Raw genomic sequence first — 13,604 nt, 5'->3', positions numbered from 1 at the left:
CCAAATAGCACTTGGGCCGCGCAGCCAAAGACTGCACGGCCCATATGGAGGCAAACTCGCAAATTTGCGACCCTAATCATGGTCGCTGACTTAGCATTGCGCGTCCGGTGTAGGAAAGCGCCTGTTCGTCCAAAAAACTACCAGCGGATCAGCGGGGGCACGACCAGACGGCCGATCACCGCCGAAATCGCAACTGGCAAGACATGCACGATCCCGACATGGCCCAGCGAATCCAGCGGACATGTGATACCATAAGCCAGCGTGCCCAAGGCTCCTGCGGAAAGCCCTGTGAGCCAGCCGGAACGCTCGATTGAAACCGGAGCGCCGCGGCGTAGGAACAGCACCGCAGCGACACCGACCAGCATCGCCGCGCTCACCGAAGCCGCCGCGCACGGCCAGTACCACAAAGTCGGACTGGCGAGGCTTGCATGTTCATGACCCGCTCCGCCCGATGCCAGCACCAGCACAGCTGCGAGCGGCACCACAGCCAGCATAAGAGCCGACCATTCGGGGGCATTCCCGCGCGCGCCGACACGCGGCAACGCGCCTGCGACCAGCGCGCCGGTGCTTGCCAGTCCCAGCACAAGGAGCAAGCCATTGGTGATCCAGAAAAAGCCCGAGGCCTCGCCGGTCAGCATGCCGCTCCAGAATTCGAAGCCCGCAATCGAGGCGGCTGCCGCAATCAGCGTCGCAAAGGCAATCAGCATCATGCCTTGCGTCGGCGTCACCCGGCTTACCAGCTCCAATTCTTCTGTCAGCGCTGCAATCAGCTTTTCGCGGCTATCGTAATTCTTCATCTCAATCAGCTTTCTCAACCATGGTGGCCAGCTTCTTAAGGCCGCGATGGATATTCACTTTGACCAAGCTTTCGCTTTGCCCGGTCTTTTCGGCGGCCTCGCGGATAGAGAGGCCTTCAATCTTGACCATTTCGATCACCTCGGCCTGTTTGTCGGGCAATTGTCCGAACAACCGGTCAAGGCTGACGCGGGCCATGACAACTTCTTCATCGCTGTCCTGCGCCGCATCGTCTTCCATCAGTTCCTTGCTGTCGTGCTTGTAGACTTTGCGCAGGTGATCGACCCAGCGATAGCGCGCAATCGCCGCCAGCCACGGCAGGAACGGGCGCGCCGGATCCCAGCTCGCCCGCTTGGTGTAAAACGCGATCAGCACATCCTGCACCAGATCATCGATCGAGTGCGGCGGAACGCGGCGGCGGAAATACCGCTCCAGCCAGAGCCCGACCTCGGACAGCAACACATTACCGGCGGCTTTATCGCCGTCCTGTGTCGCTGCCATGAGGCGGGCGAGGGTGGGTTCGTCAGCTACCATGAGAGGCTGCTCAGGCGGCCTTGTTGCCGGTAAAACGGCTCAGCAGCGCGTCGAGGCTGATAAGGCCCGGTCCGCGGCTGATGATGATGGCCGCCAGTGCGAGCACGGTAATGTCCCAGCCGAAGAAATGGCTCCATGTCGGGAACACGAAGATCTGGATCACCAGTGCCATCACTGCGAGCGCAGCGGCCGAAAGGCGGCTGAACAGGCCAGCGATAAGCAGGACCGGGAACAGAAACTCGGCATAGGTCGTCAGCGGCACCGCAATGTCGGATGGCAGCGGAAGGCCGGTAAACTCGTTCTCGAAGATGAAGTACTGGACTTCGTTGATCGAGAACCATGTGCCTTCCTCGACCTTGGTCTGGTATGACCGGAAAAAGATCAGGCCCAGCGCGACGCGGGCAAAAAGCAAGGCGATGCTTTCAAACACTGTGCCCGAAAGCACACCGGTTACGCGGTTCCAAAGAGACATCAGTCCACCCATAATTTCCTCCTTAAAAGTGAAGGTGACGGCCTGCTGTCTTGCCTGACAGGCCGCCATCCTTGATTGTGATTACCGGTCGATCGGGGTCAGCGAGCCGTTACCCTTGGGGGTTTCGATGCTGGTGCAAGTGCCCTTGTCGACATAGGTCCAGGCATTGCCCTGATAGTCGCGGGTCGAGGTGCCCGCACAGCTGGTGCCGGGGCCGGCAGCGCAGTCATTCTTGCCAGCAAGCGCAACTCCGTAGCAGCGCTCTTTTGCGCCTTGTGCGGCAACCGGGGTAGAGGCGAGACCGGCAGCAATACCGGCGGTAAGAGCAATACCGGCGATCCCGGCAATAGACTTGGCTTTCATCATAATTCTCCAAAACGCTTCATGTGGCGGCGTGTAGGGAATGCCGTCACTGAACCCTCATTCGCAGGGTTGCAGCGAGCGGTTACAATGGCCGAAAATTCTTGCGCGCCTTCCCCATGTCATTCCCCATTTGAAGACCACTACATTGTCCGCGGTGCAATGTAACGCACGGCAATCCACGTGCGAACACCAAGTCAAGTATCACGCGCGCGATGGCGTGGGTGATCCACAAGCCGCATTCTTTGCTATAAGAGGCCGATATGCCAACGCATCACGATACGATCTCACCCTTTGGCGGCTTCGGGCTGGGCCTTAGGCGCACGCATTACGACGATTTTCTGGAGCACGACATTCCGGTCGATTTCGTCGAGGTGATCAGCGAGAATTACATGATCGAGGGCGGACGCCAGCTGCGCATTCTGGAGCAGGTGCGCGCGAAATTGCCTGTCATCATTCACGGCGTCTCGATGTCGATCGGGTCTGCCGAGGGTCTGGATGCGGATTATCTGGCGGAGCTTAAACAGCTGGAGCAAAGGATCGAACCGCTCTGGGTGTCCGATCACCTGTGCTGGACCCGCACCAGCGCGCATAACTCGCACGATCTGCTGCCGATGCCGCTCACGGAGGAAGGGCTCTCGGCGGTCTGCGCGAATATCGATTCTGCGCAGGAGGCGCTGGGCCGCGCGATGCTGTTTGAAAATCCGTCCAGCTATCTCACCTTTCCCGAAGACGAGATGAGCGAGTGGGAATTCCTCACCGAAATGACGCGGCGCACAGGCTGCTATCTGCTGCTCGACGTGAACAACATCTATGTCTCGGCCCGCAATCACGGCTTTTCAGCGGAGGAATATCTTGCGGGTTTGCCGCTCGACCGGGTGCGCCAGATACATCTTGCAGGCCATGATCCGGCGACGGCGGAGCGCGACATCATTATCGACACGCATGACCGCGAAGTGAGCGAAGGCGTCTGGGCGCTCTATGCCAAGGCCATCGCCATGCTGCGCGAACCGGTTGCCACCATGATCGAGCGTGACGATCACATCCCTCCTTTGCCCGAACTGCTTGCCGAACTCGAGCGCGCTCGTTCGATTGCTGAAGAGGCGCTGGTCCCCGCATGAGCACTTCGCTGGCTGACAGGCAGGCCGCATTCCTGCGCGCGATCCTCGATGAAGGCGCTCCCTTGCCGAGCGGCTGGGGCAATTCGCAAGCCGCGGGAATGGCGGTCTATCGCGGCAATTACCGGTCAGCTCTGATGGGCGCGCTCGCCGAAACCTATCAGCGCACCCGCGCCTATGTTGGCGAAGGCCCGTTTGCGCAGGCGAGCATCAATCACGCGATCAGCCATCCGCCTTCGGGTTGGACCATTGACGAGGCGGGTCAAGGCTTTGCGCAAACCTGCGCGAGCTTCTTCAAGGACAATCCCGAAGCCGCCGAGATTGCATGGCTCGAATGGGCGATGCTTGGCCTTGCGACCGCGCCCGACACGACGCCGATCGGCCCGCAAGACCTCGCCGCCGCGACAGCAGAATTTGGCGATGCGGATTGGGAGGGGCTGCGGCTGGGCTTTCAACCGCGCCTGCAAGTCCGGCAGGTCGATCACGATCTCGAAGCGCTGTGGCGCATGCTTGCTAGCGAGGAGCGCCAAAGCCTCGATGCGCGCCTCGAATCCCCTCGAACCTGCATCGCGTGGCGCGACGGCGAGCGCCCGACATTCGCGCTGTTCGACCCCGACCACGAGGCCGCGATCACCGCGATGCAGCAGGGCGCGAGCTATGGCGATCTGATCGCGCTGGTCCTTGGCGAAGATGCCGAACCCGATGCAGAAGCGATCCAGAACGCCGCAATGCGCGCAGGCGCGATGCTGGGGCAGTGGCTCAAGGAAGGGATGATTACCGCGATCAATCCTCCGCTCGCGCCAGCCGAAACTTGACTTGAGCGGCGTCTCGTCCACGTTCCCTTACCAAAGGGGAAAGAGGCAATGACGAGCGACACTTCAATCGAGCTGCGCAGCGCGAGCGCGAGCTTCACAATGCGCGCGGTGCGCTGGCTGATGAGCAAGCGCAAATCGGTCTTTCCCACCGATCCATCGCAGGTCGCCGCTTTCCTCGATGGCCGCAATATCCCGCCCGACGCCCCGATGCCTGCCAAGTTCGAGCAGAAATATCGGGTCGAGCGCTGGGAGGCTGCAGGCCAGCAGGTCGTCACGCTGCACCCGAAGGCGGGACCGGGCGAGTGGCATATGATCTATTTCCACGGCGGCGGATTTGTCCTGCCGATGTTCGACGTGCACTGGCCGCTCGCCGGCGCGATGGTCGACAAATGCGGGGTGAGCATCACGCTGCCGCTCTATGACGTTGCGCCCGAGGCGAGCTACAAGATGCAGGACGATCTGGCCGACGCGGTCTTTGCCAAGGTCGCTGCGGACCACGATCCGGCCAAGATCATCCTCAACGGCGACAGCGCAGGCGGGCACATGGCGCTCGCCCTTGCGCTGCGTCTTGCCAAGGCAGGCGGGCCGCAGCCGGGTAAGCTCGCACTGTTCGCCCCGTGGCTGGACGTGACGATGAAAGACGAAGCCATGCGCGCGGTCGAGCCGCATGATTTCATGCTCAAGATCGGCGCTCTGCGCGCGCTGGGCGAAATCTGGTCGGGTGATCGCGATGCTGGCGGGCCGGAATGCAGCCCGCTTTACGCCGCGCAGGAGGAACTGTCCGCTTTGCCGCCGACCCGCATCTGGACCGGGCGGCACGACCTCTTCATCGTGGATTCGCGCAGCTTCACCGGCAGGCTTCGCGAAGCAAGCGTCGACGCGAAGCTCTACGAATATGAGGCTGCACCGCATGTCTTCATGGCGGTCCTGCCAACGCGGGAGTCCAAGGATACGCTGGCACTGCTGGCTGACTTCCTCGCGGAGTAAGCCCTAAGCGGAGAACGTCTCGCCCGTCATCCGCTCCGACATTTCCCACAGCGCATCGGCATTGGCCTGATCCAGCGCATAGCTGCGCACGCCTTGCGTGGGGCTGTCATTGTCGATCTCGGCGACGTGGCAATCCTCGCAGTATACCCCGCCTTGCCCTTCGAGCTCTTCGGCGGTCGCAGCCCAGCATGATGTCGCTGCGCCTTGGGGGATGGTCTTCCATTCGAAGCCTGGATCGGTCTTGGTGATACGCTCGATCAGCGCGGCCGATTGTTCCTCGCTCATATGGCGACCGAGGTTGGTCTGGATCCCGCCCGGATGGACCGCGTAGGCGTGCACGCCTCTGTCAGCAAAGCGCTGCTCCAGCCCTACCGAAAAGAGGACATTGGCGGTCTTGGAACGGCCATAACTGACGAAGGGCACATAATCGGTGGTTTCGAAATTGGGGTCATCGAAATCGACCGGCGCAAAGTGGTGGCCACGGCTCGACAGGTTGACGATGCGCTTATCCGCCCCCTTCTCAACCAGCGGCATCAGGCCTTTGGTCAGGACGAAATGGCCCAGATGGTTGGTGCCGAACTGGCTTTCGAACCCGTCCGAAGTCTCGCCCTTTGGCGTTGCCATGATCCCGGCATTGTTGATGAGCAGATCGATCTTGTCTAAGCGCTCATTTGCCTCCGCCCCGCATGCGCGCACGCTGTCGAGCGAGCCAAGGTCGCACAGGATCGTCTCGACATTGGCGTCTGCCTGCTCGGACCGGATCGCGGCGGCCGCTTCGTCGAGCTTGGCCGGATCGCGCCCCGCCAGCACGACATGCGCGCCCTTTGCAGCCATTGCGCGCCCGGTTTCCTGACCCAGCCCCGAATTACCGCCGGTGATGAAAACGGTCTTGCCCGAAAGGTCTTTGCCCGCGAGCACCTCGTCCGTTGTGCTCTGGTGTCCGAAATTGCTCATCGTGCCTGCCTCTCGCCTGTTCAAATGTTGTTTGGTGTGATGCGTGCAAATGGGGTAGCCTATTCGGGTCATGAAAAGCACTATCCTTTGCGCAGTCGCCGCGACTTTGTTCGCCTTGTTTCCCACCCTTGCTTCGGCGCAAGAGAATGAGGATGCCGAGCCCCGCTGGTCGATCGCGATCCATGGCGGGGCAGGCACGCTTGATCCTGACCGGATGACGCCTGAGCGGCGCGCGGCTTACGAAGCGGCCTTGCAGCAGGCGCTCGATGCCGGGTCCGAAATTCTCGCCAATGGTGGCAGCGCGATGGATGCAGTGCAGGCCGCGATCATCCCAATGGAGGACAATCCGCTGTTCAATGCGGGGCGCGGGGCGGTGTTCACTTGGGAGGGCACGAACGAACTCGACGCCTCGATTATGGATGGACGCGATCGCAGCGCGGGCGCGGTGACGGGGGTGACAACCGTGCGCAATCCGATCCTGCTGGCGGACCGTGTACGCACCGGCAGCCCGCATGTCTTCCTGATGGGCGAAGGCGCGGAGCAGTTTGCAGTCGAGCAGGGCTTTGAAGTGACCCCGCCCGAATGGTTCGCCACCGAGGCGCGGCGGCGCTCGCTCGAACGAATGCGCGCCGAAGCTCTGTCCGCGCTCGATGTCGATCACAAATTCGGGACCGTGGGCGCGGTGGCGCTCGATATGGACGGCAATCTGGCGGCGGGCACGTCGACCGGCGGCATGACCGGCAAGCGCTGGGGCCGGATCGGTGATGCGCCGGTGATTGGCGCGGGGACTTATGCCGATAACCGCAGCTGCGCTGTGTCCGCGACCGGCTGGGGCGAGTATTTCATTCGCGTGGGCGTGGCGCAGGAGATTTGCACTCGGTTGCGGATCGGTTACAATCGCGAGACGTTCACGGGACGCGAGGCATTGACCGAACTAGAGCGTGTTTTGAACACGATGCGATCGCAGCGCCCCAACAAGAGTTTCCAGCAAACTGTCATTGACTCCGTCATGGCCGAAGTCGCCGAACTCGGCGGCGATGGTGGGGTTATCCTCGTAACACCTGAAGGCCATGCGCTCTTCAGCTTCAACACAACTGGCATGTATCGCGGCCGCGCGACCAGTGATGGAGTGAACGAAGTGGCGATTTTTGGCGGGCACGTCGAAGCCGAAGCGTCCGAAACGCCTGACCACTAAACCGCTCCGGGCTCTAACGCCCGCCCAACTCGCAGCCGCGCGCTTCGAGGATCGGCTTCATCTCGCGATAGGCCGCCGGTGTGCGGTCGAGCGGGATATAGGGGTGCAGGTGGTGCACGATATGAAACTGCATCCCCATCGACCCGATGTTGCCGACCTTCGAGCGCCAGCTGCGCGTGTTGCGATAGCGGCCTTGCTCATTGCCCGGATGATGCGGCGCCCATGACAGGAAGAACAGCAGGTAGGATTGGGAAATCTGCCTGGGGAGCCACCACAGGAACAGCGCTTCGAGCGCAAAGCCACTCCACGCCAGCCCGCCAAGAATGGCGATAAAGCCAAGGTTGTAGGCCAGCGAGAGCACTACAAGGTCGGGGCGATCCGCGCGTATGAGAGCGGCGGCGTAATCGGAATTGCGCTTTGCCTCTGGTTGCCGTGCCTGAATGGTCCCCCACAGCGCGCTCCACGGCCCCGGAGCTTTGGTCGTGATATCGACATCAAGCTCGGGATCATTTGTGTGCCGGTGATGGTCGAGATGGGTGATCCGCAGCACCTGAAACGGAGCCACGATCAACCACGTGGTGGCATGGCCAACCAACTCGTTGAGCCAGCGCAGCTTCGTCCCGGGACGCGCGATAATGTCATGCTGCGCTTCATGCGTGGGCAGGTAGACGAGGCTCATATTGACCACCGCAATCGGGAATGCGGCCCACAGCGGCAGCAGCCCCGAAAACACCAGCGGCCATAGCGCCAGCCACACGGCCAGATTGCCGAAAGCCCAGACTACAGCGAGCCACGGGAACATGCCCGAATGTTTGCGCGCGATCTTGTTCTCAAGCTTGCGCAACTCGGCGTCAGAGAGCTGCGACAGGTCTGCCGGAATGGTCACGTCTGCTGCGCTCACACCCACCTCCCGGTCAGCTTTGCGATGGTCCCCCATACGCCGCCAATGATGAGCGCGAAGGTGAGAGTGGTAAGGCCGAACGGCGCATTAATCTCAAGCGCGCGCATTCCCTGATCGATCACCGGCACCAGAAAGGCAAAGGCAAAGATCAGCGGCAAGACTCCGGCGATCAGTTTGAGTGCGTGTTCCATCATTCTCTCCCGTACAAACAGTAGCAGATTGCCACTCGATTGGGGAAGGGGGCTAAACCCGCGCGGTCAGGCTGCGAAGCGGGTCAGCACTTCGCCGACGCGCGCAAGCACGGCTTCGGCCTGGGGGTCGATGCCGTCCGTCCGTTCTGCCGTGCGGAAATAGGCGGCGAAGGTGATCGGTGCGCGCCCTGCCGGTTCGACAAAGCCGATATCGACATAGAGACTTCCCATGTCCGGCCAGATTGAGGTGCCTGTCTTGTCGCCCGCCTGCCAGTCCTGCGGCAGGCCTGCGCGAACACGGCGCGCGCCGGTGCTGGTGTCGATCATCCAGTGGCGCAGCAGTGAGCGGTCCCGCTCTCGTAAGACATCGCCATAGACGAGCCTTGCCAGCGTGCGGGCCATTGCGCGGGGGGTGGTGGTGTCGCGCACTTCGCCGGGCGGAACATGATTGAGATGGGGCTCAATCCGGTCGAGCCGGCTGACATCATCGCCGATTGAGCGCCAGAATGCGGTCATCGCTTCAGGTCCGCCAAGCTCGCGCAGCAAGATATTGGCCGCCGCATTGTCGGACAGACGCTGAGTCGCCTGCGCCAGCTCAAACAGGCTCGCGCTCTGGCCCACGCGCACAGCGACGAAGGGCGAGTGACCCAGCACATCCTCGGCGCGCAATTCAACCTCGCGCACCAAATCGCCATTGCGTTCCCGGTACTGGAGCAGCATCGCAGCGAGCGAGGTCTTGAACGATGAGCAATGGCCAAAGCGCGCATCGCGGTTGTGCCCGATCGACATCCCGCTCGCGGTGTCGAAGAACTCCACGCCCAATGTCCCGCCCGCATGCGCCTCGATGATCCGTAGATTGGCAGCAAGCCTTCCAGCGCTGCTCTGGTCCAGCGGTACACAGGCCGCAGCGCCCAGCGCCAGTCCCGTCGCCAGCGAGCCCTGAACAAAGGCGCGCCGGTCCAGTGTCATGAATATTTGTCCGCCTTGCGCACGCCGAAGCGCATATCGCCTTCCAGCTTGGCGCGAAGCTGTGAGTAGAAGGCTTCGAGGAAGGCGCGTTCATCGCCTGCGCCGGGGTTCCAGCCAATCTTGCGGCAGATCGTTTCATGGACTGCCGCAAGCGCTTCGGGCTGGGCTTCGCGCAGCATCCGCTCGAGCGTTTGCAATTCGTGCTCGCCATAGACGGCCAGCTCCGCATCGCCGAATTCGTAGCGCGCTCCGGTAACCTGGCTCGACCCGCCCACTGCTGCGCCCTGGGTCGAGAGCGCATCGGCGAGCTTGGTTCGCGGTGCTTCGACCACCCATGTGCCCGCGATCACGTCGCCCGCCCTCATCGCGTCCTTGTTGAAGAACGGGAAGGCGAGGAAGACGAAGAACCACAGCAGCGCCGCCCAGAAATAGTTGCCCGGGTCAAAGCCCAATGCGCTGAAGATCAGCGATCCGAACAGGAAGATCAACGGGTAGAAAATCTCGATATCGCGCAGGAGATTGCGGGCAATGATCGCCTCGGGTGTCAGCCTGCCGCCTCCGCGCGCCGCGACGCGGATGCCGACCGCGCGCTTGCCCAAAGTCGCGCCGCGCGGCCCCAGCTCCTGCACGAGGAAATACCCGTACCACATCACAAAACCGATGATGAAGCGGACCACGACAAGAAATTCGGTTGCGCCGGAAATGTTGTCTGAGTCTGGCCCGGCGCTGCCCAAAGTCCCTAGTGCGACAAAGGTTATAATCAGCTCGATAATATACATCGCCACCACGAGGATGACGAAATCGAGCATCAGTGCCCCCAGCCGCGACCCGCGCGAGGCAATTGTGACAGGCACTGCGATCCCCTCCGGCGTGACCAGCTCGCGCTTGCGCTTCTCATTCGGGTCGATGGTGCTTGCCGCGTTCACGCCGGCTGCTCCGAAACATTGTCATCCGCCTCGGCTTCGATCGAGCGCGGGAAATAGAGGAAGAAATAAGCCAGCCAGAAGGCAAGGAAAACGCCGCCAATGACAAAGCGGCTTTCGTGCCCCTCGACCAGTTGGCGCGGGAAAGCTTCGAGCACGCCTGCAACGATCATCATGATGACCACGCCGACCATCACCACGGCGGAGCGCCGCCCGCTTACCGCTGCGGATTCGAGCACAGTGCGGTCACCCGGAAACGCCATCGAGCGCCCGATATGCAGGCCCGCCGCTCCGGCAAGCAGGATGCCGAACAGCTCGGTCGTTCCATGCACGCTCAGCCATGCGGCAAACTCGACGCCGAGGCCCGCATCAGCGAACAGCCACAGCATCGCACCCAAAAGCGCCATATTGTAGATCAGCAGCAGCATGGACGGGATGCCGAAGGCGAAGCCGAGCGCGAAAGCGAGGATGCAGACCGCAGCATTGTTGGCAAAGAGCGAGGCGGCAAAAGCGGACAATCCGCCGGTGCTTTCCTCGACCTCGATCGTTTCCATCAGGACTTCGCGGCTGGCACCCGGAACGCGGCCTTGCGCCATGGCGCCGGGGACAAGGCGGTAGAACCATTCCTCATCCTGCGCGACCAGCAGCCAGCCGACCACAGCGCCCGCGACCATCACGAACAGCGCGATACAGATGTCGAGCCAGATTTCGCGCACCGCGCGGCTCCATCCGCCGAACAGAAACTCGCGCAGCCACGCGAAAAAGCCCTTGCGCGGGCCATAGACCTGGAACCATGCGCGCTGGACCAGGCTTTCCAGATAGCTGAGCGTTGCGGCATCCAGTGATGTCTCTCGCGCGACCGAAAGGCTTGATGCAGCGGTGCGATAGAGCGTGGGGAGCGCAAGCAGGTCTTCGTCGGAAATCTTGCGTAGTCCGCCGCTTTCCATCCGCTTCACGATCCCTTCAAGCCGCTGCCAGTCGCCCTCGCGCTCCAGCCGGAAGCGGTCGGAGCGCAGGCTCGCGCTTTCGATATCGGTCGGTGTGGAAAGGCCCGAACGGCCGAACCAAGATCCCTGTGTCGGCGCCTTCATCCGATGGCCTCGCTTCCTTTGATGAGGAAGTAACGGTCGATCAGCTGGTAGCCGATCTGGCTGTAAGGTGCTTCGATAACGTCCACACCCATCCGGCGCAGGCGCTGGAGCACGATCTGGCGCTGGTGTTGCAGCGTGTCCGCTGTGACCGAACGCGCGATCGTGGCGATGTCATCGGGTTCGCTGTCGATAAAGGTCTCTAGCTCGCTATCGGCGATGGTAACAAACAGGACGAGGTGCTTATCGACCAGCCGCCCGATGCTCTCGATCATCATTTCCGCGGCGGTTGGATCGGTGAAATCGGAGAACAGCACGATCAGCGAGCGGCGCTGTAGCTTGGCAGTAAGCGTCGCCAGCGCGAGCGTGAAATTCGGCTCCACCGCGTCGTAATCAAGGCTAGCGGCGGCGCTTTGCAACCGGTGAAAGGCTCTGGAATCACTGACGAAAGGCGTCATCACCTGCGGGCGCTGGGCGAAGCCGAACAGCGAGACTTTGTCGCCGCCTTTGAGTGCGACATAGGAGCAAGTGAGCGCTGCTGTCACAGCGCGGTCAATCCGCGCCATGCCGTCGACCGGCTCGCACATGGCCTGTCCGCAATCGAAAGCGAAGACAATCTGGTTGTTGCGCTCGCTCTCATTCTCGCGGGCATAAAGGTGCGTGTGGCGCGCGCTGGCCTTCCAGTCGATTTTGCGCCGGTCCATGCCGGGCTGATACTCAGCCAAAGCCTCGAATTGCGTGCCTTCGCCGCGAATGCGCCGCGCGATCAGGCCGGTCGTGGCATTGCGCATGAAGGTCTGTAGTTCTTTGGAGCGCACCGGCGACAGGTCGGGCCAGATGCGCACGGCTTGCTCTTCCAGCACCATCCGCGTCTGCCGCGCGCCCAGTCCCAACGGACCGCTCCAGCGCAGCCATGCGCGGGTGATCTCGGCAGTGCCTCGGCGCGAGGGGAAAGCATCGATGCTGCCGCTATGCGCGCCCGTATCGGGCTCGGAGAATAGCGGGATCGTTGCCCTGCCGGTCGGAGCAAGTCGGGGATCGAATTCGAGCGCGCCCTCCGGCCCTGTGACCAGCCTGCCTTTGAAGCGCGCGTGAATGTCGAGCGCGGTTGGCTGCCCGACTTCGGTGTCAGCGGGCACCACAACCTGCCATTCCTCGCAGCCACCGGCCAGCAATCCGTCGAGCACGATCAGCACGACAACCGCCACAGCGGCAATCGGCGCGACGATCCACAATTGCGGATAGAGGCTTGCGATCAGCAGCGCGACCGGCGCGAAGCCGACGATCAGCCAAGCCGCGCGCTGGGTCGGGACCAGAGGAAGGAAAGGGCCGGGGCGCATCGGTTTAGCGCGGCGCCTCGGTCGTTTCGATCAGTTCTGCTACCAAGGCCTCGATATCGCGGCCTTCGATCTCGGCCGCCGGGCTGAGCGTCAGGCGGTGACGCAGCACCGGCACCGCAAGCGCCTTCACATCATCCGGGATCGCATAGGCGCGGCCATCCAGCGCGGCGCGCGCCCTTGCTGCATTGGCGAGCATCACGGCGGCACGCGGGCTGGCGCCCACGGCAAGCTCTGCATGCTCACGCGTCGCGCGCACCAGTCGCACGACATATTGTGTGATCTCTTGGGCGACCGTGATATGGTCGAGCGCTGCGCTCGCCGCTGCAAGCTTGTCCGCACCGGCAACCGCGGTGACACCCAGATCGGCGGGGCGCTGCGGGCCTTGGCGAGAGCCATAGCTCGTCACGATCCGCGTTTCTTCGGCCTCGTCGGGATAAGGAACCAGCAGCTTGAACAGGAAGCGGTCCAGCTGCGCTTCGGGCAGCGGATAGACGCCCTGGTTCTCGATAGGGTTCTGCGTTGCGACCACCATGAACCGGTCGCCCAGTTCGTGCGTCTCGCCGTCCAGCGTCACGCGGCGTTCCTGCATTGCCTCGAGCAAAGCGGCCTGCGTCTTGGGCGGGGTGCGGTTGATTTCGTCCGCCAGCAGCAGCTCGCAGAAGATCGGCCCGCGCGTCAACGTGAACTGGCTGGTCTGGAAGTTGAACAGGTTTGAGCCCAGAATATCGCCCGGCAGCAGATCGGGTGTGAACTGGATGCGCCCGAAATCGAGGCCAAGCGCGGTCGAGAAAGCCTGCGCGAGGAAAGTCTTCGCCGTTCCCGGAGGCCCTTCGAGCAGTACGTGCCCCTGACTGAGCATCGCGACCAGCAAAGCGTCGACCATCTCGTCCTGTCCAACGATCGCCTTGGCCACTTCGGCACGGATCGCATTGGCGAGGTTGCGCACATCGCCCAGAGTCATG

The 13,604-nt window shown here is 62.4% G+C and carries 16 protein-coding genes; 4 read left to right on the top strand and 12 right to left on the bottom strand.

Features of this window, described 5'->3' with window-relative positions; genetic code table 11:
* Positions 1 to 137: 137 nt before the first annotated feature.
* The 4 genes from Q0887_RS09725 to Q0887_RS09710 form a co-directional block, all read right to left on the bottom strand.
* Entirely contained in the window at positions 138 to 797 is a 660-nt protein-coding gene (locus Q0887_RS09725; protein WP_299194370.1) for a DUF1109 domain-containing protein, read from the bottom strand.
* 1 nt (position 798) lies between these two features.
* On the bottom strand, positions 799 to 1,329 hold the full coding sequence (locus tag Q0887_RS09720; protein ID WP_299194368.1) for a sigma-70 family RNA polymerase sigma factor: 531 nt from the start codon (positions 1,327 to 1,329) through the stop codon (positions 799 to 801).
* Between the two features lie 10 nt (positions 1,330 to 1,339).
* Positions 1,340 to 1,801: a DoxX family protein gene (locus Q0887_RS09715; protein ID WP_299194366.1), complete on the bottom strand. Its 462-nt coding sequence runs from the start codon at positions 1,799 to 1,801 to the stop codon at positions 1,340 to 1,342.
* A gap of 81 nt (positions 1,802 to 1,882) precedes the next feature.
* A complete protein-coding gene (locus tag Q0887_RS09710; protein WP_299194364.1) occupies positions 1,883 to 2,164 on the bottom strand; it encodes a DUF2282 domain-containing protein in 282 nt (93 codons plus the stop codon).
* 260 nt (positions 2,165 to 2,424) lie between these two features.
* On the opposite strand from Q0887_RS09710, the gene Q0887_RS09705 reads away from it, so the two are divergent.
* From Q0887_RS09705 to Q0887_RS09695, 3 genes are read left to right on the top strand one after another with little or no spacing between them, the layout of a single operon-like run.
* Positions 2,425 to 3,282, top strand: coding sequence for a DUF692 domain-containing protein (locus Q0887_RS09705; protein WP_299194362.1), 858 nt, complete (start codon positions 2,425 to 2,427; stop codon positions 3,280 to 3,282).
* Positions 3,279 to 4,094, top strand: coding sequence for a DNA-binding domain-containing protein (locus Q0887_RS09700; RefSeq protein ID WP_299194361.1), 816 nt, complete (start codon positions 3,279 to 3,281; stop codon positions 4,092 to 4,094). Before Q0887_RS09705 ends, Q0887_RS09700 begins: the two co-directional genes overlap by 4 nt.
* A gap of 48 nt (positions 4,095 to 4,142) precedes the next feature.
* Entirely contained in the window at positions 4,143 to 5,081 is a 939-nt protein-coding gene (locus Q0887_RS09695; RefSeq protein WP_299194360.1) for an alpha/beta hydrolase, read from the top strand.
* A 3-nt stretch (positions 5,082 to 5,084) separates the two neighbouring features.
* Here Q0887_RS09695 and Q0887_RS09690 read toward each other — a convergent pair whose 3' ends face one another.
* Positions 5,085 to 6,035 carry an SDR family NAD(P)-dependent oxidoreductase gene (locus Q0887_RS09690; protein ID WP_299194359.1) on the bottom strand — a complete coding sequence of 317 codons (951 nt, stop codon included), beginning with the start codon at positions 6,033 to 6,035 and terminating at the stop codon, positions 5,085 to 5,087.
* A gap of 70 nt (positions 6,036 to 6,105) precedes the next feature.
* On the opposite strand from Q0887_RS09690, the gene Q0887_RS09685 reads away from it, so the two are divergent.
* Positions 6,106 to 7,230: an isoaspartyl peptidase/L-asparaginase gene (locus Q0887_RS09685; RefSeq protein WP_299194357.1), complete on the top strand. Its 1,125-nt coding sequence runs from the start codon at positions 6,106 to 6,108 to the stop codon at positions 7,228 to 7,230.
* Between the two features lie 13 nt (positions 7,231 to 7,243).
* Here Q0887_RS09685 and Q0887_RS09680 read toward each other — a convergent pair whose 3' ends face one another.
* The 7 genes from Q0887_RS09680 to Q0887_RS09650 form a co-directional block, all read right to left on the bottom strand.
* On the bottom strand, positions 7,244 to 8,131 hold the full coding sequence (locus Q0887_RS09680) for a fatty acid desaturase (protein WP_299194356.1): 888 nt from the start codon (positions 8,129 to 8,131) through the stop codon (positions 7,244 to 7,246).
* The gene (locus tag Q0887_RS09675) at positions 8,128 to 8,322 is read right to left on the bottom strand and encodes a hypothetical protein (protein WP_299194354.1); all 195 of its coding nucleotides are present in this window, start codon (positions 8,320 to 8,322) and stop codon (positions 8,128 to 8,130) included. Before Q0887_RS09675 ends, Q0887_RS09680 begins: the two co-directional genes overlap by 4 nt.
* A 66-nt stretch (positions 8,323 to 8,388) precedes the next feature.
* Positions 8,389 to 9,291: a class A beta-lactamase gene (gene bla / locus Q0887_RS09670; protein WP_299194352.1), complete on the bottom strand. Its 903-nt coding sequence runs from the start codon at positions 9,289 to 9,291 to the stop codon at positions 8,389 to 8,391.
* On the bottom strand, positions 9,288 to 10,217 hold the full coding sequence (locus Q0887_RS09665; RefSeq protein ID WP_299194350.1) for an RDD family protein: 930 nt from the start codon (positions 10,215 to 10,217) through the stop codon (positions 9,288 to 9,290). Before Q0887_RS09665 ends, bla begins: the two co-directional genes overlap by 4 nt.
* The gene (locus Q0887_RS09660; RefSeq protein WP_299194348.1) at positions 10,214 to 11,305 is read right to left on the bottom strand and encodes a stage II sporulation protein M; all 1,092 of its coding nucleotides are present in this window, start codon (positions 11,303 to 11,305) and stop codon (positions 10,214 to 10,216) included. The genes Q0887_RS09665 and Q0887_RS09660 overlap by 4 nt, the downstream gene beginning before the upstream one ends.
* A complete protein-coding gene (locus tag Q0887_RS09655; protein WP_299194347.1) occupies positions 11,302 to 12,642 on the bottom strand; it encodes a DUF58 domain-containing protein in 1,341 nt (446 codons plus the stop codon). The genes Q0887_RS09660 and Q0887_RS09655 overlap by 4 nt, the downstream gene beginning before the upstream one ends.
* Before the next feature lie 4 nt (positions 12,643 to 12,646).
* Complete coding sequence (locus Q0887_RS09650; RefSeq protein WP_299195310.1) at positions 12,647 to 13,603, bottom strand: MoxR family ATPase; 957 nt, start codon at positions 13,601 to 13,603, stop codon at positions 12,647 to 12,649.
* Between the last annotated feature and the right edge of the window lies 1 nt (position 13,604).

Source organism: uncultured Erythrobacter sp. (assembly GCF_947492365.1).
GTDB lineage: Bacteria > Pseudomonadota > Alphaproteobacteria > Sphingomonadales > Sphingomonadaceae > Erythrobacter.
Note: the sequence above shows the minus strand (reverse complement) of the source record. Positions and strands in the feature narration are given on the sequence as shown.